Raw genomic sequence first — 20295 nt, 5'->3', positions numbered from 1 at the left:
GCCGGCCGTCAGGCGGCGTCCTTCTCCTTCTCGTGTGCGGCCACCATGTCCCGCGCCCGCTTCACGTCGCCCGCCATGCACAGCAGCAGCGCCTCGATCGACTCGAACTTCTCCATGCCGCGCAGGTAAGCCAGGAAGTCCACGGCCGCATGGAGCCCGTAGAGGTCGAGGTCGGTCCGGTCGATGGCGTACGCCTCGACGGTGCGCTCCGTCGCGTCGAACTGCACGTTCGTCCCGACGGAGATCGCCGCCGGCATCGACTCGCCGCCCACGGTCAGCCAGCCGGCGTAGACGCCGTCGGCGGGGATCGCGGTGTGCGGCAGGGTCTCCACGTTGGCCGTCGGGTAGCCGAGTTCACGGCCGCGCTGCGCGCCACGCACCACGACGCCCTCGACGCGGTGCGGGCGCCCGAGGATCTCCATCGCGCCCGCGACGTCGCCCTCGGCGACCAGACGGCGGGTCAGGGTGGAGGAGAACGGCTCCCCGCCGCCCGCCTCGCCGCTCACGTGGAGGTCGATGACCTCGACGTCGTAGTCGTACGTGGCGCCGAGCTCCGCGAGGAAGTCGACGGTGCCCGCCGCCCGGTGGCCGAAGCGGAAGTTGGGCCCCTCCACGACGAGCTTGGCGTGGAGCTTGTCAACGAGCACCTTCACCACGAACTCGGCGGGCGAGAGCTTCGAGAACTCCGCCGTGAACGGCAGGATCAGCACCGCGTCCACGCCCAGCCCCGCCATGAGCTCCGCACGGCGGTGGTGCGGCGCCAGCAGCGGCGGGTGGCTCCCCGGCCGGACGACCTCGCTCGGGTGCGGGTCGAAGGTCACCACGACCGCGGGCACGCCGAGCTCGCGCGCCCGCTCCACGGCCCGCCCGATGATCAACTGGTGCCCGCGGTGCACACCGTCGTACGAGCCGATGGTGACGACGCTGCGCCCCCAGTCCTGGGGGATGTCCTCCAAGCCACGCCAGCGCTGCACTGTGCCCGCTCCTCGCCCGAACCCGAACTTTTGTCTGTCGATTACGCAGGACTAAGAGTGCCATGCCGGTTCTCGGCGCCCCGCATCGGCCGGTCCTGTGACTGTCAGGTCCGGGCAGCCGTCCCGCCCCGCGTGCTCCGCGGCGCCCTCCTCCCCCGCCCAGGCGGTGAGCTTGATGCGGGCCCGGGGGCCCACCACGACGGCCCACTGCGCGGGCGCGGAGCGCAGCCAGCGCAGCACCTGCTCCCCGAAGACGGGGATCTCGCGGGCCAGCTGCACCATGCGGCGGTCGAAGCACGCCGCCCCCTCCGGGCTGCGGGCCATCAGCAGGCCGGTGCGGTGCACGAGGTCGCGGGTACGGGCCTCGGTGCGCTCGGCAGCGCCCGCGGCCACCGCGCGCAGGAGGGCGTCCAGCACGGTCACGTCGCGTTCGAAGGGCCCGTACTGCTCGCGCTCCAGCAGGACCTCCAGCAGTTCCTGCCTCAGGGGCCTCGACAGCGGCGTGCCGGGGAAGGCCAGGACAGGGGCGAGCGCGCGGCGCACCTGGGGCGGGCGGCTGCTGAGCAGGTGGACGACGAGCGGGAAGAGGACGGAGCGGGCCGCGGGGCCCTCTTCGAGCCGGCGGTCCACGAAGGCCGCCGCGAGCTCGGCGCCCTCCGGGTGGTGCTCGACGTACTCCTGCACGAGGGCCGCGGCCCTCCGGGCGAGCGCCGGGGTGGTGACCCCGGCGAGGGTGCGCAGCACATCTCCGGGGCCGTCGCCGCGTACGTAGAGCCGGGCGCGGTAGGCGGCGAGGACGGGTTCGGGGTGGGTGGCCAGGGCGGGGGCGAGGGCGCCGGCCGGGAGGTGCGGGTCGCAGGCCGCGAAGAGGTCCAAGGCGCGCTGGAGGTGCTTGGAGCGGGTCTCCCGGTCGCGGACGAGCAGGGCGAGCGCGGTGCCGTGCAGGGCGCCCTCCGCGGGGCGGGCCAGCAGGGCGAGCGCGGCGTAGCGCAGCAGCTCGCGGTCGGCTGCGGTGGTCACGTGCGGCGCGGCCTTGAGGGCGTACGCGGCCGCCGCCACGTGCCGCTCGATGCGGTCGTCGTGGGCCCACCGGTCCACGGCGCGGCAGATGGCGGACGGCTCGTCCTCGGCGAGGGCGGCGAGGAGTTCGTCGGCGCGGGGGTGGGCGGCGTCCACGAGAGCCTCGGCGAGGTCGTCGACAGCGCGGTGCCGGTGAGTGTGGAGCAGGACTTGGGCGGCGGTGGAGACCGTGAGCCTGAGGTGATCTCCGTACGGGGCGGCCTGCAGGGGGCGTTCGTCGGAGAACCAGCGGCACAGCAGGGCCTGCGCGGCGCACGGCTCCTCGGCGAGGACGGTCATGACCGCCGGCAGGAAGCGGTCCGTGTGCGGCGGCTGGGGCGTCTGCTGGGGCTGCACGGGGCCCGGCACGGAGCTCTCCAGGGCATGGGGCTGGTACGGGCTCTGGCCGGGCGGCGGCGCGTCGGCCGGCAGCAGCAGCCGCAGCAGGTCGAGCCGCTCGGCGAGCCCGAGGGGCAGCCGGAGCCAGAACCAGGGCCCGAATTCGGCGAGCCCGCCGAGGGAGCCCGTGGCCCCGCTGTCGAAGCCGCCGAGGGCCAGGGAGCGCCCCGTGAGGCGCTCGGCGAGGAGCCGGAGGGCGCCCAGGTACGGAGTGGCGTCGGGCACGCGCAGGAGGGTCTCGCCGAGGAGGTGGGCCGCCCACCAGGCGGGGTCGGGCAGTGCGGGACGGCTGCCGTCGTCCAGGGCGGCGGGCTGCCCGGACGGCGGGAGCGCGGCCACGGCGTCCACCAGGGAGCCCAGGCGGCGGGCGAGGGCGTCGGGGCCGGAGCGCCGCCCCAGGAGGAGGAGCGCCTGGAGCACGGGGCCGATGCGGTGGCGGGGCACGGGCAGCGGCTTGCGGGCCTTCTGCCGGGCCGCACGGCGGCTGCGGCGGCGCGCGGCCGTGGAGCGCGAGGCGCGGCTGGATCCGGGGGGCGGCGGCACGTGGCCCTCCGGCGCGGGCCCCCCGCCCGGCCGGGACGGCAGGGCGTCGTGCTCGCCCGGGCCGTCCTCGGACTCGTACCAGCGGTGGACGAGGGTGTGCAGGGCGGCGTCGAGGTCGAGGTGGGCGCCCTGCAGCCAGTCGGCGAACTCCTCGTGCGCGAAGCGGTAGCCGGTGCCGGCCGGGACGAGCAGGCCCTCCGTGAGGACGGCGGAGGCCCAGCCGTTGCGCCACGGGAAGAGCTCTTCGAAGGCCTCGCGCTCCAGCTCACCCTGCCCGGGGCCGAGGCACCGGCGGGCCGCCTCATGCACCTGGCCGGCCACCCGTGCGGCGAGCCGGCGCACCGCCGTGCCGCGCAGCGCGGGGCGGCGCCCGGCGGCCAGCCGGACGGCGATGCGCAGGCAGACGAGGTCCAGGTAGGCGGAGAAGACGTCCCAGCGGTCGGGGGGCCGCGCCCCGTCCTCGCAGGCCCGGCCGCCGGGCGGGGTCCCGTCCGGGAGCGCCGCCCGCACCTCGGAGAGCAGCCGGAGGGCGAGCGGGTGGGCGGCGTCCGTGTGGTGGATGGCGTCGGGCGGGATGCCGTAGAGGGCGCGGGCCCGCTCGGCCTGCACGGGGCCGAGGTCGGTCAGGCTCACGCACGGCGGGAGGCTGCGCGGGGTGGCGGAGGCCGCCGACACGTGGAGCGCGCTGCGCGGGAAGAGGTCCCCGGCCGTCTCCCAGTGTTCGGGGCGGCAGGCGACGACGAGCCGCGCGGACGTCTCCTCCAGCCACTCGGCGGTCGCCGCGGTCCACGTCGGCAGGGCGTGCGCGAGGACGGGCGGGACCTCCTCGGGGCCGTCCAGGACGACGAGGAGGGGCCGCCCCACGCGGTGCCCCAGGGCGGCCACGGCCTCGGGGCTGGCCTCGGCGGGGTCGCCCACCGTGCCGGCGGCACCTGCGGAGGCCGTGACGATCCGCGCGGCGGCCGCCAGGGCGCGCGCGACCGCGTCCCGCAGGCTGGTGTCGCCCTCCTCCAGGTCCGCCCCGCGCAACCAGAGGGTGGGAGCGGGTTCGGCGCCCCGTGCGCGCCGCGCGGCGAGGGAGAGGAGCTCGGTCGTACGGCCCGTCCCGGGGCCGCCGACGAGTCCGAGGACGGCCGGCGCGGGGCTGTCCGCGGCCTCCGGGCCGTCCGGATCGTCCGGGGCATGGGGCGCGGGGAGATCCGGCGGGTCGTCGGGGTTCCGGGCACCGGGCAGGTCGCCGAGCCAGCGCCCGCCGGGGCCGCCGCCCGGGGTGCCCCGCCAGGAGCTCGGCGGGACGGTCACCACCAGGACGCCCGGTGCCCCCGTGCCGGCCTCGGCGGGCCCCGGTTCGTCGGGCGGCGGCTCGGGGGCGGGCGGCCGCTCGGCGTCCTCGGGCATCCACTCGCCGGTGTCCGCGGGGGCGTCGGCGTCGGCGCCCTCCGTGCCGGCGATCTCCTCGTCCTCTTCGTCCGGTTCCAGGAAGCGGGTGAACTCGCGGGCGATCTCCGGGCGCTCCACGGGGTCGCGCCAGTCGCGCGCCGTGATGATCGGGCCGAGGGACGTCGCCGTGAGCTGGAGGGCCCCCGCGAGGTTGAGGTCGGGGCCGAAGGCGGGGACCGTGGCCGCGTTCCGCTCCAGCAGGACGGCCAGGGGGCCGTCCGGGGAGGCCGCGGCCGCCGCACGGAGCGGGATCGCAAAACCTCCGGACCGGCGTTCCGCATGGAGCGCGGTACCGAGGACGGCGACGACCGTGCCCGTGCGGGCGTCCAGGACCGGCCCTCCGGTGGCCTCCTCACCGAGCCTGAGGCCGTCACGCTCGCCCAGGGAGAGCTCGACCGCGGCGTCGAGCAGATGGAAGCGGTCGGTGGCCGTGTAGGTGACGAGCGCCTCTCCGATGACCTGGGCGCGCTGCCAGTGGCCCGCCCTCAGCCGGACGCCCGCCCCGTCCTCGATCCGCTCCGCGGCCGCCACGGGCAGCGGGGCCACTCCGAGCCCCTCCGTACGCACCAGTGCCAGGTCGCAGCCCGGGAGGGACGTCACCGCGTCGGCACCCACCAGGCACGTACGGTCGCCCGGGGCCAGCAGCACGAGGCGCGCGAGGCCGTCGACGGCCTCATGGCTGGTGATCATCGTGCCGCGGTCGTCGGCGATGAAGCCCGTACCGCGCGGCCTCCCGGCGAGGTCTCTGATGCGTACCAGGAACTCGTCCGCATCGGTCCGCCGACCGCTCATCCGCCGAACCTCCCCGCCGTGCACTTTCCCCGACCGTAGGCAGGGGATGATCGGCAGGACCAGATCACAGCGGGAACGCGCCCCCTTCCACTCCCGCCGTTCACTCCGAGCGCCTGCCCATTGGGGTGAATTGTGGGTGCGGTGTGGATAGACAGCTGTGAGGAGGGGGATCGTGGGGCGGGAGCGCCGGATGGCAGTCTCCCGCCCCACGGTAGTGGGGCCCCAGGGCATGCGAACACTCCGGCGGGCACGCGAAGGCCCCGGGGCAGGCACGCGAACGCCCCGGTGGGGACGACAGCGCCCGGGCGTACGGCAACGCCCTCGTGGATACCCGGACGTACGGGAACGCCCCCGTCGCTACCAAGGCGTACGGGAACGCCGCCCGTGGATATGGTTCCGCCCCGGCACATGCCGGGGCGGAACGCTTGGAGCCGGCCTACCGAAAGGCAGGCGTGGCTAGCCGAAGACCGCCAGGCTCTTCGCCCGGCCGCCCTGGTTCTCCAGCAGGACCAGGAAACGCCCGTCCGGACCGAAGGCCGCGATCGGCCCCGTCGTCTCGAAGAGCGGGACCCGTATCCGCACGCCGTTGGCAAGCAGGCGCGCCTGCTCCTCCGTGACGTCCCAGCGCTGGAAGGCCGCGGCCGCCGCCTCGGCGACGGGCATGATCGTCAGCTCCTCCTGGAGCTGGTCCAGCGTGCGGGCGTCGCCTAGACCGTACGGGCCGACGCGCGTGCGCCGCAGGGCCGTCAGATGGCCCCCCACGCCCGTGTCGGCCCCCAGGTCGCGCGCGAGGGCCCGTACGTACGTACCGGACGAGCAGACGACGGAGACCAGCACGTCCTGCACGGGGGTGCCGTCCGCGGCCTCGCCCGGGTGCACGGCGTGCACCGTGAAGGACGAGACGGTCACCGGGCGGGCGGGGATCTCGAAGTCCTCGCCCTCGCGCGCCCGCTTGTACGACCGCTTGCCGTCGATCTTGATCGCGCTGACCTTCGACGGCACCTGCATGATGGCGCCCGTGAGCTTGGCGACACCGGCGTCGATCGCCTCACGCGTGACGCCCGAGGCGTCCGCCGAGGACGTGATCTCGCCCTCGGCGTCGTCCGTCACGGTGTTCTGCCCCAGGCGGATCGTCGCGACGTACTCCTTCTCGGTCAGCGCGAGGTGACCGAGGAGCTTGGTCGCCCGTTCGATGCCGAGCACGAGGACGCCCGTCGCCATCGGGTCGAGCGTCCCCGCGTGACCCACGCGCCGCGTCCGCGCGATGCCGCGCATCTTCGCGACGACGTCGTGCGAGGTGAAACCGGCCGGCTTGTCGACGATGACGAGGCCGTCCGGCGGGGTCTCCTTGTGCTTCATTCGCCGGCAGCGTCCTTCTCGTCCTCGTCCTCGCCCGGCTTGCGGTACGGGTCGGCCTCGCCCGCGTACGCCGCGCCCGAGGACGCCTCGCGCACCTGCGCGTCGGAGGCGCGGGCCCGGTCGAGGAGGTCCTCGATGGTGCGGGCGTTCTCCGGCAGGGCGTCCGCCACGAACGTCAGGGTCGGCGTGAACTTGATGCCGGCCGCACGGCCGACCTCCGAGCGCAGGATGCCCTTGGCACTCTCCAGGCCGGCAGCCGCGCTGGCGCGGTCCTCGTCGTCGCCGTAGACCGTGTAGAAGACCGTAGCCTCCCGCAGGTCGCCGGTGACCCGGGTGTCCGTGATGGTCACATGCGAGCCGAGCCGCGGGTCCTTGATTCCGCGCTGCAGCTTCTGGGCGATCACCTCGCGGATGAGGTCCGCCAGCCTTTTCGCACGCGCGTTGTCGGCCACTGGTCCGTCTCCTTCTTCTTGTCCATTGTGCTTGTGGCGCCGGTGACGCGCTCAGTCGTCGTGGTCGCCGTGGAACCGCCGCCTGACCGAGAGCAGCTCCACTTCGGGACGTGCGGCGACCCAGCGCTCGCAGCGGTCCAGTAGGTCGGTGAGGTGCCCCGCGTCCCCGGAGACCGCCGCCACGCCGATCGTCGCCCGGCGGTAGAGGTCCTGGTCGCCGACCTCCGCCACGCTCACCGCGTACTTGCGGTGGAGCTCGGCGACGATCGGGCGGACGACGGAGCGCTTCTCCTTCAGCGACCGTACGTCGCCGAGGAGGAGGTCGAAGGACAGAGTCCCTGCATACATGCGTGACGGGTGAGGCCCACCCGGGAGGCGTGAGGTGTACCTGCTGGTACGGGTGTACCTGCCGGTACGTGTCGGTGTACGAGCTCTTCGAACCGTACACGCAACGGCCGGGGCCGATCGACGGAATAAGCTCCGCCGACCGGCCCCGGGGTCGAGCTATGCGATTCAGCCGCGCGGCTTCTCGCGCATCTCGTACGTCGCGATGACGTCGTCGATCTTGATGTCGTTGAAGTTTCCGAGGTTGATACCGCCCTCGAAGCCCTCGCGGATCTCAGTGACGTCGTCCTTGAAGCGACGCAGACCGACGATGTTGAGCTCCTCCGCGATGACCTTGCCGTCGCGGATGAGGCGCGCCTTGGTGTTGCGCTTGACCTCGCCGGAGCGGATGAGAACACCCGCGATGTTGCCCAGCTTGGACGAGCGGAAGATCTCGCGGATCTCCGCCGTACCCAGCTCGACCTCTTCGTACTCCGGCTTCAGCATGCCCTTGAGGGCCGCCTCGATCTCCTCGATCGCCTGGTAGATGACCGAGTAGTACCGGACGTCGACGCCCTCGCGCTCGGCCATCTGCGTGGCACGGCCCTCGGCGCGGACGTTGAAGCCGATGACGATGGCGTCGGAGCCGGTCGCCAGGTTGATGTCGGACTCGGTGACCGCACCGACACCGCGGTGCAGGATCCGGATCTCGACCTCTTCGCCGACGTCGAGCTGGAGCAGCGAGGACTCGAGAGCCTCCACCGAACCGGACGCGTCGCCCTTGATGATGATGTTGAGGTCCTGCACCAGGCCAGCCTTGAGCACCTTGTCGAGGTCCTCGAGGGACACCCGGCGGGTGCGCTTGGCGAAGGCGGCGTTGCGCTCACGCGCAGCGCGCTTCTCGGCGATCTGGCGAGCCGTGCGGTCCTCGTCGACGACGAGGAAGTTGTCGCCGGCGCCCGGGACGTTGGTCAGACCGAGGACGAGGACCGGGGTCGACGGACCCGCCTCTTCCACGTTCTGGCCCTTGTCGTCGAGCATGGCGCGGACACGGCCGTAGGCGTCACCGGCGACCATCGTGTCACCGACGCGGAGGGTACCGCGCTGGACGAGCACGGTGGCCACGGCGCCGCGGCCACGGTCGAGGTGGGCCTCGATCGCGATGCCCTGCGCGTCCTGCTCCGCGTTGGCGCGCAGGTCGAGCGCGGCGTCGGCGGTGAGGACGACGGCCTCGAGCAGCTTGTCGATGTTCAGACCCTGCTTGGCGGAGATGTCGACGAACATCGTGTCGCCGCCGTACTCCTCGGCCACCAGACCGAACTCGGTGAGCTGACCGCGCACCTTCGTCGGGTCGGCGCCCTCGACGTCGATCTTGTTGACCGCGACCACGATCGGCACGTCGGCCGCCTTGGCGTGGTTCAGGGCCTCGATCGTCTGCGGCATGACACCGTCGTTGGCCGCCACCACGAGGATCGCGATGTCGGTCGACTTCGCACCACGGGCACGCATGGCGGTGAACGCCTCGTGACCCGGGGTGTCGATGAAGGTGATCTTGCGCTCTTCGTCGTTGACGTCGGTGGAGACCTGGTAGGCACCGATGTGCTGGGTGATGCCACCGGCCTCGCCCGCGACCACGTTGGTCTTGCGGATGGCGTCGAGCAGTCGCGTCTTACCGTGGTCGACGTGACCCATGACGGTCACGACCGGCGGACGCGCGACGAGCATCTCCTCGCCGCCCTCGTTCTCACCGAACTCGATGTCGAACGACTCGAGCAGCTCGCGGTCCTCCTCCTCGGGGCTCACGATCTGAACGGTGTAGTTCATCTCGCCGCCGAGGAGCTGCAGCGTCTCGTCCGAGACGGACTGCGTGGCCGTGACCATCTCGCCGAGGTTCATCATCACGGCGACGAGCGACGCCGGGTTGGCGCCGATCTTCTCCGCGAAGTCGGTGAGGGAGGCACCGCGCGACAGGCGGATGGACTCGCCGTTGCCGCGCGGCAGCATCACGCCGCCGACGGACGGGGCCTGCATGGCCTCGTATTCCTGGCGCCGCTGACGCTTGGACTTGCGGCCACGACGCGCCGGACCGCCGGGACGGCCGAAGGCGCCCTGCGTGCCGCCACGGGCACCCGGACCGCCGGGACGGCCACCGAAGCCGGGACGACCGCCACCGAAGCCGCCGCCACCGCCGCCGGGGCCACCGCCACCGGGACGACCGGCGAAGCCGCCGCCGCCACCGGGACGACCGCCGCCGCCGGGACCGGCCGGACGACCGGCGAAGCCCGGACGGGCACCGCCGCCACCGGGACGACCGGCACCGCCGCCGGGACCGCGACCGCCGCCACCGGGGCCCGGACGCGGGCCGGCAGCCGGACGCTGCGGCATCATGCCCGGGTTCGGGCGGTTACCGGAGGGAGCGCCACCGGGACGCGGGGCGCCACCGGGGGCACCCTGCGGACGGGGCATGCCGCCCGGGGTCGGACGGGCGCCGCCCGGACCCTGCGGACGGGGAGCACCGCCGGGACCACCCTGCGGACGCGGAGCGCCCGGGGCACCCTGACCACCGGGGCGCGGAGCGCCACCGGGACGGGGGGCCTGCGGACGGGCCATGCCCGTGGATCCACCGGAGGTGAAGGGGTTGTTGCCCGGACGGGGACCGGCCGGACGGGCGCCACCGGGACGCGGGGCACGCTCGCCCGCACCGCCGGGACGCGGACCACGCTCGGGACGGCCGCCGTCACGCTGACCGGCGGGGCCGGGGCGGGCGCCGCCGGGACGCGGACCGGGCGTCGCGCCGGGGCGCGGCGCGGAGGGACCCTGGCCCTGGCCCTGGCCCTGGGCCGGCGGCGCGGAGAACTCCGCGGCGGGCACAGGGGTGACCGGGGCAGGCTTGGCCGGAGCCGCCGGGGCAGGCTTCGGACCCGGACGCGGGCCGGGAGCCGGCGCGGCCGGGGACGGCGGCTTGGGGGCAGCTGCCTCCGCCGCCGGCTTGGGGGCGGCGGGACGGGGCGCACCCGGAGTGGGGGCACCCGGCTTGGGGGCCGCGGCCTTGCGCGGCGCCGCGGGCTTCGCACCGGGCTTGCCGGCGCCGCCGGGACCCTGCAGTGCGTCTGTCAACTTGCGGACAACCGGCGCCTCGATCGTCGAGGACGCCGAACGGACGAATTCACCAAGTTCTTGGAGCTTGGCCATGACGACCTTGCTCTCCACTCCGAACTCCTTGGCGAGTTCGTATACCCGGACCTTAGCCACTTCGCTCCTTCTAGGTCCGGGGTGTCCACCGGACCGTCGCTACTTCATGGGCGTACTCATCGCGTACTCATCGAGTGCTCATCGCAATCTCGACCTACTTCCAACTCGCGAGGTACCTGACCGCACGGTTACCCGTGCCGTGCTTCTTACAGTGGGGCCACCCCGCGCAGGTGCGGGGCCGATCTACTGCCGTTCTCTACTGCTGTTCGATCTGCTCGATGCACCGGCGGAGCTCCGCCGTATCGAGCGGCCCCGGGCTTTTGAGGGCCCTGGGAAACGCCCGGCGGCGGACCGCCAGGTCGAGACAGACCAGTGTGGGGTGCACGGAGGCACCCCGGCCGGGCAGCGTACCGCGAAGGTCGGGGACGCAGGCGCCCTCGATCATCACGATCCGCAGCAGATCGCCCTTGGCCGCTCGCTCCCGGCATCCCACACAGGTTCGCTCAGGGCATGCGCGGGCATGCGTCCGGCCAGACACTCTTCAGTCTACCTCCCCGCGCCCACCCCACCCCTGGGGGGCAGCGATCGGGCACGTATGCGTTTCGGCCACGATGCCGGGGCCCGCACGGATGCGGACCCCGGTGTCGTGAACGTGATCAGGCTCGGCCGGATTCCCGGTCGGGCTGCTCGGTGTCCGGGCGGATGTCGATGCGCCACCCGGTCAGGCGGGCGGCCAGGCGGGCGTTCTGCCCTTCCTTGCCGATCGCCAGGGAGAGCTGGTAGTCGGGCACCGTCACCCGGGCGGAGCGCGCGGCGAGATCCACGATCTCGACCTTGCTCACCCGTGCGGGGGACAGGGCGTGGGCCACCAGCTCGGCGGGGTCGTCCGACCAGTCGACGATGTCGATCTTCTCGCCGTGCAGCTCCGCCATGACGTTGCGGACCCGGCCGCCCATGGGGCCGATGCAGGCGCCCTTGGCGTTGAGGCCGGAGCGCGTGGAGCGGACCGCGATCTTGGTGCGGTGGCCGGCCTCGCGGGCGATGGCGGCGATCTCCACGGAGCCGTCGGCGATCTCCGGCACCTCGAGGGCGAAGAGCTTCTTGACCAGATTCGGGTGGGTGCGCGAGAGCGTGACGGACGGGCCGCGCACGCCCTTCGCCACCCGTACGACGTACGTGCGCAGGCGCGTGCCGTGCTTGTACTCCTCGCCGGGGACCTGCTCCTGCACCGGCAGGATGGCCTCCAGCTTGCCGATGTCCACCAGGACGTTCTTCGGGTCCTTGCCCTGCTGGACGATGCCCGCGACGACGTCGCCCTCACGGCCCGCGAACTCACCGAAAGTGATCTCGTCCTCGGCGTCACGCAGACGCTGGAGGATGACCTGCTTGGCGGTGGTCGCGGCGATCCGGCCGAAGCCGGAGGGCGTGTCGTCGAACTCGCGGGGCTCCTCGCCCTCGGCGAGGTCCTGCGGGTCCTCCTTGGCCCACACCGTCACGTGACCGGTCGACCGGTCCAGTTCCACGCGGGCGCGGCGGCGGCTTCCCTCGGTGCGGTGGTAGGCGATGAGGAGGGCCGACTCGATCGCCTCGACCAGCAGGTCGAAAGAGATCTCCTTCTCTCGCACCAGACCCCGCAGGGCACTCATGTCGATGTCCACGGCTACGCCTCCTCTTGGCTCTCGTCGGTTTCGTCAGCGGCCTGCGCCGCCGCGTCTGCGGTCTTCTCCGCGGCCTTGCGGTTGAACTCGATCTCCACGCGCGCCTTCGCGATCCCGTCGAAGGACAGTCGCCGCGAGGTGGGCTTGCGGCCCTTCACCCCGGGGACCTCCAGGTCCAGCCCCTCGTCGTCCGCCGCGACGATGCGGGCCACGAGCTCGCCGCCCTCGGTGAGCTGCGCCTTGATCAGGCGGCCGGTGGCACGCACGTAGTGACGGTGCTCGGTCAGGGGACGGTCGGCGCCGGGAGAGGTGACTTCCAGAACGTACGGGGCGCCGCCCATGGCGTCCGTCTCGTCGAGCTTCTCGGAGACGGCGCGGCTGACTTCCGCGCACTCGTCCAGCTCGACGCCCGCATCGGAGTCCACCACGATGCGCAGCACACGCCGCTTGCCCGCCGTGGTCACCTCGATCTCTTCCAGATCCAGCTCCCGCGCGCTCACGAGAGGGGCCAGCAGCTCGCGCAGCCGCTCGCTCTGGGTGGTGCTCATCCGGGTGACTCCTCGGCCGCGTGTGCTGTTGTGGGAAAGTCGCGTGTCAGGTCAAAGCCTATCTGTTCCGGCAGCCGACTGACGATTCGGTGCCTCGTCCATGGCCATCGGGTGGCGCGCCGGTACGCTCACGTGCGGTGATCATGACCCTACCGGCGGAAAGAGGAACGTGGCGTTCACGACGACGACGCGGGGCCCGGCCGGCCCGCACCGACGCAGGGTACTGGCGGGGGGCGCGGCGGCTCTGCTGAGCGCGGCCGGCGGGGGGCTGCTGACCGGTTGCTCAGGCGACACGGGGGCGTCTTCCGACGCCTCAGGCCGCTCGGGCGAGGAGCGGCTGCGGGCCGCTGAGGGGCGCGCCTCGATGGAACTGCTGGCGCGTTACGACGCCACGATCGCGGTGCATGGGGCGCTCGCGGAGCGGCTGCGTCCGCTACGTGGTGAGGTGGCGCTCCATGCGGAGGCGTTCGGCGCGACGGCGGGGGCTTCGGGCGTGCCGCGGGGGGCGTCGGGCGAGGCGGGGCGTGAGGCGGGCGCGGGGGCTGCGCATGGGGCGGACGCTGCGGCTTCGGGGCATGAGGCGGGCGCGGAGGCTTCGGGGCGTGGGGCAGATGCTTCGGCGGGGCATGAGGCGGGCGTCGAGGCTGCGCATGAGGCGGGGCATGAGGCGGGCGCTGCTTCTGCTGATCCCTCGTCGGCTGGTTCTTCCCCCTCACCGGCTGGTTCTTCGTCGCCCCGTGCGGACGGCGTGCCGGGCGATGAGAAGGCTGCGCTGGCGGCGCTGGCCGACGCCGAGCGACGCACGGCGGACAACCGCACCAAGGCTCTCGGCTCCGCCTCACCCGAACTCGCCCGGCTGCTCGCCTCCGTGGCCGCCGCCGGAGCGGCCCACGCGTACCTGCTGGGGAGCGACTCATGACAGAGACGGCGAGCCCCCGTGCACCGAAGGACGCTGCCGCCCGGAAGACGTTGCAGGCCCTCCAGGCCGCGCTCGCGGCCGAACACGCCGCCGTGTACGGCTACGGGGTCGTCGGCGCGCGCGTCGCGCAGGAGCGGGCGGCGGAGGCGCGTGAGGCGTACGACGCGCACCGTGCGCGGCGGGACGCGATGAGCCGCACCGTACGGGATCTGGGCGGCGTGCCGGAGGCCGCGGCCGCCGGGTACGCGCTGCCGTTCGCCGTGACCGACGCGGACGGCGCCGTGCGGCTCGCGGCGGAGCTGGAGGCACGCGTCGCGGCCGTGTACGCCGATCTCGTGGGTGCCGCCGGCGATGCCCTACGGGGCGAGGCCGCCGGTGCGCTGCGGGAGGCGGCAGTGCGCGCCGTGCGCTGGCGCGGCGGCGGCGTAGCCTTCCCTGGGCTCACGGAGCGGAACGCTCCGGACCGGCCCAGCGGTTCACCGGACCGCACCTGACCAGCAAGGACGAAAAGGACAGCACAGGGATGAGCAACGCCGACGACCGCTTCGCACCACCGGAGCGGCTGGTGCGGGCCCTGGGCTCCGAGCCGGCGGACGAGGCTGCCCGCGAGTGGCTCGCGTCCCTACCCGAGCGGGTGCGCGACGTCGCGGAGCGGTGGGAGCTGACGCCCGAGCGGGTGCACCAGCCCGGCGGGCGGAGCAGCGTCGTCGTCCTGGTGCACGGGGCGGACGGCACGGGCGCCGTGCTCAAGCTGGAGAAACCGGGTGGGGGCGTCGCACTGGAGCAGGCGGCGCTCGCGCACTGGAACGGCCTGGGGGCAGTCCGGGTGCTGCGCGCCGAGCCTGAGGCGGGCGCGCTCCTCCTGGAGCGGCTGCGGCCCGGCGTGAGCCTGCGGTCCCTTGCGGAGCAGAAGGCGGTCCTGGAGGCGACCGCAACGCTGCAGCGGCTGTGGGTGCGACCCACGGAGGATCACCCCTTCACGACGGTGGCCGACCACACGGCACGGCTGGCGGACGCCCTGCGGAAGCGGTCCGAGGAACCGTGGGCCGCCGACGTGCGGGCCCTCGTCGACGAAGCCCTGGAACTGCGGGACGCGCTGACGGCCGACTCCGGCGAGGCGCCGTCCCTGCTGCACGGCGACTACCAGCAGGGCAAGGTGCTGGCGGGCGACCGAGCTCCGTGGCTGGCCGTGGGCCCCAGGCCACTGGTGGGCGAGCGCGCTTACGACCTGGCATGGCTCGCCCTGGACCGGGTCGACACCCTGATGGCCTCCCCCGGCGCCGCGGCGATCGCCCGCCGGCGTGTGGCAAAGCTGGCCGACGCCTTGGACGTCGACAACGACCGGCTGCGGAGCTGGACCCTCTTCCGCGCGGCCGAAGCAGGCGTCAGGGAACTCGCCGGCGGCGCCCGCGCCCGGGGCGAACTCCTACTGGAGTTCGCGGGACTGCTCTGACGGCGCATGGGGCGCGGGGCATGGGGCGGGATGCGCGGCATGGGGCGGCATGAGGCGGCGGCCGGGTGAGGCGCTCCGGCCTCATCCCCGCCTCATGCGCCGCCCCATGCGCCACGCCTCATCTCATGGCCCGCGCCCCACACTCTGGGCCTCATGCCCATGCTCCCCGCCCCATGCGGCACATACGGGCCCCACGCGAAGAGAAGCACCTCGCCTCATGCGGGAAGAAGCGCCTCGCCTCATGCGGGGAGAAGCGCCTCATAGGGCGGGCGCCTCATGCGGGCGGTGGCAGCAGCGCTCCCGCCGCCCGGTTGCGGCCCCATGCGGCTCCCGCCGGCCCGCCCCATGCGGCCGGGGCACGAGGCCCCGACCGTCTCCGACGGAACGTCAGCGCAGTGCGCTGAGGCGCTCGATCGCCTCGGCGACCGGCAGTTCCTCGCGGGTGCCGGTGCGGCGGTCCTTCAGCTCGACGACGCCCTGGGGCGCGCCACGGCCGACCACCAGGATGGTCGGGACGCCGATCAGCTCGGCGTCGGTGAACTTCACGCCCGGGGAGACGCCGTTGCGGTCGTCGACGAGGACCCGGACGCCCGCCGAGCCCAGCTTGTCCGCGAGCTCCAGGGCGAGTTCGGTCTGCACGGCCTTGCCCGCCGCGACGATGTGGACGTCGGCAGGCGCGACCTCGCGGGGCCAGCACAGGCCGGCCTCGTCGTGCGTCTGCTCCGCGAGGGCCGCCACGGCGCGCGAGACGCCGATGCCGTACGAGCCCATGGTGACGCGGACCGGCTTGCCGTTCTGCCCGAGGACGTCCAGGCCGAACGCGTCGGCGTACTTGCGGCCCAGCTGGAAGATGTGGCCGATCTCGATCGCCCGCCCGATCTCCAGGCCCGCACCGCACTCGGGGCAGGGGTCGCCCGGCTCGACCACGACGACGTCGAGGTACTGGTCGACCTCGAAGTCCCGTCCGCACACCACATTGCGGGCGTGCTTGCCGGCCTTGTTGGCGCCGGTGATCCACGCGGTGCCGGGCGCCACGCGCGGGTCGGCGATGTAGCGCAGCCCCAGGCCCTGCGGGCCGACGTAGCCCCGTACGAGGTCGGGCCGGCCCACGAAGTCCTCGGCCGTGACCAGTTCGACGACGGCGGGCGCCAGGTGCTCCCCTAGCTTGCCGAGGTCGACCTCGCGGTCGCCGGGCACGCCGACGGCGGTGATCTCGCCGTCGACCTTGACGAGGAGGTTCTTCAGGGTCGCGGACGCCGGTACGCCGAGGTGGGCCGCGAGCGTCTCGATGGTCGGCGTGTCCGGGGTGTCGAGCTCCTCGACCAGGCCGTGGCCGGCGGGGTCCGCGGGGCTCACCCTGACGGTCACCGCTTCGGTGTTGGCGGCGTAGTCGCACTGGGGACAGTCCACGAAGGTGTCCTCACCCGCTGCGGCGGGCGCCAGGAACTCCTCGGACGCCGAGCCGCCCATGGCGCCGGAGACGGCCGAGACGACGCGGTAGTCGAGGCCGAGGCGCTCGAAGATGCGGGTGTACGCCTGGCGGTGCAGGCGGTAGGACTCGGCGAGGCCTTCGTCGGTGGTGTCGAACGAGTAGGAGTCCTTCATCTGGAACTCGCGCCCGCGCAGCACGCCGGAGCGGGGGCGCGCCTCGTCCCGGTACTTCGTCTGGACCTGGTAGAGGATCACGGGCAGGTCCTTGTAGGACGTGCACTGGTCCTTCACGGTGAGGGTGAAGATCTCTTCGTGCGTGGGGCCCAGCAGGTATTCGGCACCCTTGCGGTCCTTGAGACGGAAGAGGAGGTCGCCGTACTCCTCCCAGCGCCCGCTCGCCTCGTACGGCTCCTTGGGCAGCAGCGCCGGCAGCAGGACCTCCTGGCCCCCGATGGCGTCCATCTCCTCACGCACCACGCGCGAGACGTTGTCCAGCACCTTCTTGCCGAGCGGCAGCCAGGTCCAGACACCGGCGGACGTGCGGCGGACGTAGCCGGCGCGGACCAGCAGCTTGTGGCTGGCGGTCTCCGCGTCGGCAGGGTCGTCGCGCAGCGTCTTCAGCAGCGTCGTGGACATGCGCTGGACATGGGCCATGGTCGGTCTCTCCTGGCAGGGCGTAGGGAATTGCCAGGAGCCTAGCGGGAGCCGAGGGCGCCCCTGAAACGAGTTCTCGGTGACGGCGGCCACGGCCGCCTCATGCGCGGTCGTCGGACACCCCAACAGAACCGCATGAGGCGCGCCCGCCGGGCCGTAGAGCACCCCTACGACCGGAGCAGTGGCGCCCTCCTGCTTCCGCCTGCCCCGTCACGCCAGGAGCGGCAGCGGCGCCCCCATCACCACGTACGGACTGGGCGCGCTCGGGAAGTGCACGGGGCGCGCCAGGTCGCGGTACCCGAGCTTGCGGTAGAGGGCGCGGGCAGGGGATTCGGTGTCGATGGCCGAGAGGATCGAGCGGGGCTCCGCGGCGCTGTCGGTGATCGTGGTGATGAGGGATCGCCCGATGCCCCGTTTCTGGAAGTCGGGGTGGACGTGCAGCTCGGTGATGACGAAGGAGTCGTCGAGCCAGCCGTCGGCGCCGGTGGCGCGCAGATACGGTTCGACGACGCCTGACCACCAGTGGCCGCGATCGTTCGGCATGCCGTAGACGAAGCCGACGAGCCGCCCGCTGCCGGTCGTCGCGCCGAGGGCGCGGGAGCCGCGGGAGGCAAGGTGGCGCAGCACGATGTGGCGCCGTACGGCGATCTCTTCCTCGGTGAGCCCGAAGGCCAGTGCCTGCACGGCCAGGGCGTCGTCGACCCGCGCGGCGAGGTCGAGCGGCCCGACCACGATGTCATCCATGCGGGGAGGCTACCCGCCCGTACCCCGCGCACGGGGCCGGGCGGCTCAGAACAGCACGCTCATGAACGCGCCGGTCTCCTCGAAGCCCACACGGCGGTAGGAGGCCCGTGCCGCGGCGTTGTAGTCGTTCACGTAGAGGCTGACGACCGGCGACACCTCGGTGAGGGCGTAGCGCAGGACGGCCGCCATGCCGGTGACGGACAGGCCGCGGCCGCGGTGCTCGGGGGCGACCCAGACGCCCTGGATCTGGCAGGCCTGGGGCGTTGCGGCGCCGATCTCCGCCTTGAAGACGACGCGGCCGTCCTCGATGCGGGCGAAGGAGCGGCCGGAGCCCACGAGCTCGGCGACGCGGGCCTGGTAGAGGAGGCCCCCGTCGCCGGCGAGCGGGGAGACGCCGACCTCTTCGGTGAACATGGCCACGCAGGCCGGCATGATCACTTCCATCTCGTCCTTGCGGATGCGGCGGACGAGGGGGTCGGGCTCGATGTCGGCGGGCATGGAGCGGGTGACCATGAGGGGCTGATGGGCGCGGACCTCCCGCGCGGGGCCCCAATGGGGCTCGAGGAGCGACCAGAGTGCGGCGGTGGCCTCCGCGGGGCCCACGATGGACGAGCAGCGGCGCCCCGCGCGGCGCGCGCGGTCGGCGAAGGCCCGGACGGCCTCGGGGCCCGCGCAGATGGGGACGAGGTTGGCGCCGGCGTAGCAGAGGGATTCGAGGCGCCCGTCGGCGTACCAGCCCCACATCTCGCCGCCGAGCCGCCAGGGGTCGAGGCCCGCGACCTGGACTCGGGCGGCGACGAAGGCGTTGGCGACGGGGTCGCGGCCGAGGACGGCGAGGGCGGCCTCGATGTCGCCGGGCTCCAGGACCTTGGTGGTGGTCGTCGTCAGCACGTGTGGATTTGCCTCACCGTCACGGGGCCCGAGGCCATGGGAAACAGGTCTTGGAACTGTACCTCCAGGCCCCCGGACGCACCCCCCTCGCGGCCCGCACGGGGCGGGAAACAGCGGTGCCCCGCCCTCCGTACGGGACGGAGGCGGGGCAGTGCCTCATGCGCGCCGCATGAGGCCGCTCGCGCAGGGGTGCGTCAGGCGCCTCATGCAGGGCCGCATGAGGCGGCTCAAGCAGCAGGGCACGGGGCCGCGGGAGGAGTGGTCAGCCGGCGATGCTGATCTTGGGCTCGCCGGACGCGACGCCGTCCTTCTCCATCTGCTCGGCGATCTTCATGGCTTCCTCGATGAGGGTCTCCACGATCTTCGACTCCGGCACGGTCTTGATGACCTCGCCCTTGACGAAGATCTGGCCCTTGCCGTTGCCGGAGGCGACGCCCAGGTCGGCCTCACGCGCCTCGCCCGGACCGTTCACCACACAGCCCATCACCGCGACGCGCAGCGGCACCTCCATGCCCTCCAGGCCGGCACTGACCTGATCGGCGAGCTTGTACACATCCACCTGCGCCCGGCCGCACGACGGGCACGAGACGATCTCCAGCCGGCGCTGCCGCAGCCCCAGGGACTCCAGGATCTGCATACCGACCTTGATCTCCTCCGCCGGCGGCGCCGACAGCGACACACGGATCGTGTCACCGATGCCTTCCGACAGCAGCGCACCGAACGCCACCGCGGACTTGATCGTGCCCTGGAACGCCGGACCGGCCTCCGTCACACCCAGGTGCAGCGGATAGTCACACTGCGCCGCCAGCTGACGGTAGGCGTTGACCATCACGACGGGGTCGTTGTGCTTCACGGAGATCTTGATGTCCCGGAAGCCGTGCTCCTCGAAGAGCGACGCCTCCCACAGCGCCGACTCCACCAGCGCCTCAGGCGTCGCCTTCCCGTACTTCTGCAACAGGCGCCGGTCCAGCGAGCCCGCGTTCACACCGATCCGGATCGGCGTGCCCGCATCGGAGGCCGCCTTCGCGATCTCCTTCACCTTGTCATCGAACTGCTTGATGTTGCCCGGGTTGACCCGGACGGCGGCGCAGCCGGCGTCGATGGCGGCGAAGACGTACTTCGGCTGGAAGTGGATGTCCGCGATCACCGGGATCTGCGACTTCTTCGCGATCACCGGCAGCGCGTCCGCGTCGTCCTGCGTGGGGCAGGCCACGCGCACGATCTGGCAGCCGGAGGCGGTGAGCTCGGCGATCTGCTGGAGCGTGGCACCGATGTCCGACGTCCTGGTGGTGGTCATCGACTGCACCGAGACGGGCGCGTCGCCTCCGACGGCCACGGAGCCGACCTGGATCTTGCGGCTGACCCTGCGGTCGGCGAGCTTGATCGGAACGGAAGGCATTCCAAGCGAAATCGCAGTCATGTGGCGAGCAACCCCAAGGTGTGAATCAAGGTCCCGAGATCGG

At 73.1% G+C, this 20295-nt stretch carries 16 protein-coding genes; 3 read left to right on the top strand and 13 right to left on the bottom strand.

All coding sequences use genetic code 11. The features are described from left to right. Positions 1 to 8 precede the first annotated feature (8 nt). From PS271_RS21920 to rimP, 9 genes are all read right to left on the bottom strand, one after another. Entirely contained in the window at positions 9 to 974 is a 966-nt protein-coding gene (locus tag PS271_RS21920) for a bifunctional riboflavin kinase/FAD synthetase (protein WP_398383940.1), read from the bottom strand. 51 nt (positions 975 to 1025) lie between these two features. After that, positions 1026 to 5207 (bottom strand): serine protease, encoded by a 4182-nt coding sequence (locus PS271_RS21915; RefSeq protein WP_398383938.1) that lies wholly within the window; start codon positions 5205 to 5207, stop codon positions 1026 to 1028. A gap of 456 nt (positions 5208 to 5663) precedes the next feature. Next, positions 5664 to 6566 (bottom strand): tRNA pseudouridine(55) synthase TruB, encoded by a 903-nt coding sequence (gene truB, locus PS271_RS21910; protein WP_398383937.1) that lies wholly within the window; start codon positions 6564 to 6566, stop codon positions 5664 to 5666. Beyond that, the gene (gene rbfA, locus PS271_RS21905) at positions 6563 to 7018 is read right to left on the bottom strand and encodes a 30S ribosome-binding factor RbfA (RefSeq protein WP_398383935.1); all 456 of its coding nucleotides are present in this window, start codon (positions 7016 to 7018) and stop codon (positions 6563 to 6565) included. Before rbfA ends, truB begins: the two co-directional genes overlap by 4 nt. Before the next feature lie 51 nt (positions 7019 to 7069). Beyond that, positions 7070 to 7366 carry a DUF503 domain-containing protein gene (locus tag PS271_RS21900; protein ID WP_030369830.1) on the bottom strand — a complete coding sequence of 99 codons (297 nt, stop codon included), beginning with the start codon at positions 7364 to 7366 and terminating at the stop codon, positions 7070 to 7072. 165 nt (positions 7367 to 7531) lie between these two features. After that, positions 7532 to 10594 carry a translation initiation factor IF-2 gene (gene infB / locus PS271_RS21895; protein WP_398383934.1) on the bottom strand — a complete coding sequence of 1021 codons (3063 nt, stop codon included), beginning with the start codon at positions 10592 to 10594 and terminating at the stop codon, positions 7532 to 7534. Between the two features lie 196 nt (positions 10595 to 10790). After that, complete coding sequence (locus PS271_RS21890; protein WP_398383932.1) at positions 10791 to 11072, bottom strand: YlxR family protein; 282 nt, start codon at positions 11070 to 11072, stop codon at positions 10791 to 10793. A 118-nt stretch (positions 11073 to 11190) separates the two neighbouring features. Beyond that, the gene (gene nusA / locus PS271_RS21885; protein WP_120759658.1) at positions 11191 to 12192 is read right to left on the bottom strand and encodes a transcription termination factor NusA; all 1002 of its coding nucleotides are present in this window, start codon (positions 12190 to 12192) and stop codon (positions 11191 to 11193) included. A 2-nt stretch (positions 12193 to 12194) separates the two neighbouring features. Further along, on the bottom strand, positions 12195 to 12740 hold the full coding sequence (rimP, locus tag PS271_RS21880) for a ribosome maturation factor RimP (protein WP_398383930.1): 546 nt from the start codon (positions 12738 to 12740) through the stop codon (positions 12195 to 12197). A 169-nt stretch (positions 12741 to 12909) separates the two neighbouring features. Between rimP and PS271_RS21875 the strand changes: the two genes are divergently transcribed. From PS271_RS21875 to PS271_RS21865, 3 genes are read left to right on the top strand one after another with little or no spacing between them, the layout of a single operon-like run. Then, positions 12910 to 13659: a hypothetical protein gene (locus tag PS271_RS21875; RefSeq protein WP_398383928.1), complete on the top strand. Its 750-nt coding sequence runs from the start codon at positions 12910 to 12912 to the stop codon at positions 13657 to 13659. Beyond that, complete coding sequence (locus tag PS271_RS21870; RefSeq protein WP_398383926.1) at positions 13656 to 14153, top strand: ferritin-like domain-containing protein; 498 nt, start codon at positions 13656 to 13658, stop codon at positions 14151 to 14153. The genes PS271_RS21875 and PS271_RS21870 overlap by 4 nt, the downstream gene beginning before the upstream one ends. 29 nt (positions 14154 to 14182) lie before the next feature. Then, entirely contained in the window at positions 14183 to 15112 is a 930-nt protein-coding gene (locus PS271_RS21865; RefSeq protein WP_398383924.1) for an aminoglycoside phosphotransferase family protein, read from the top strand. 387 nt (positions 15113 to 15499) lie between these two features. Here PS271_RS21865 and PS271_RS21860 read toward each other — a convergent pair whose 3' ends face one another. From PS271_RS21860 to ispG, 4 genes are all read right to left on the bottom strand, one after another. After that, a complete protein-coding gene (locus PS271_RS21860; protein WP_398383923.1) occupies positions 15500 to 17197 on the bottom strand; it encodes a proline--tRNA ligase in 1698 nt (565 codons plus the stop codon). A gap of 210 nt (positions 17198 to 17407) precedes the next feature. Further along, positions 17408 to 17941, bottom strand: coding sequence for a GNAT family N-acetyltransferase (locus PS271_RS21855; RefSeq protein ID WP_398383921.1), 534 nt, complete (start codon positions 17939 to 17941; stop codon positions 17408 to 17410). 45 nt (positions 17942 to 17986) lie between these two features. Beyond that, positions 17987 to 18832 carry a GNAT family N-acetyltransferase gene (locus PS271_RS21850; RefSeq protein ID WP_398383919.1) on the bottom strand — a complete coding sequence of 282 codons (846 nt, stop codon included), beginning with the start codon at positions 18830 to 18832 and terminating at the stop codon, positions 17987 to 17989. A 262-nt stretch (positions 18833 to 19094) separates the two neighbouring features. Then, positions 19095 to 20252: a flavodoxin-dependent (E)-4-hydroxy-3-methylbut-2-enyl-diphosphate synthase gene (gene ispG / locus PS271_RS21845; protein WP_194960363.1), complete on the bottom strand. Its 1158-nt coding sequence runs from the start codon at positions 20250 to 20252 to the stop codon at positions 19095 to 19097. Between the last annotated feature and the right edge of the window lie 43 nt (positions 20253 to 20295).

It is taken from the genome of Streptomyces sp. SCA2-17 (genome assembly GCF_044336695.1).
The sequence above is the reverse complement of the archived record's forward strand: the minus strand, read 5'-3'. Positions and strand labels throughout refer to the sequence as shown.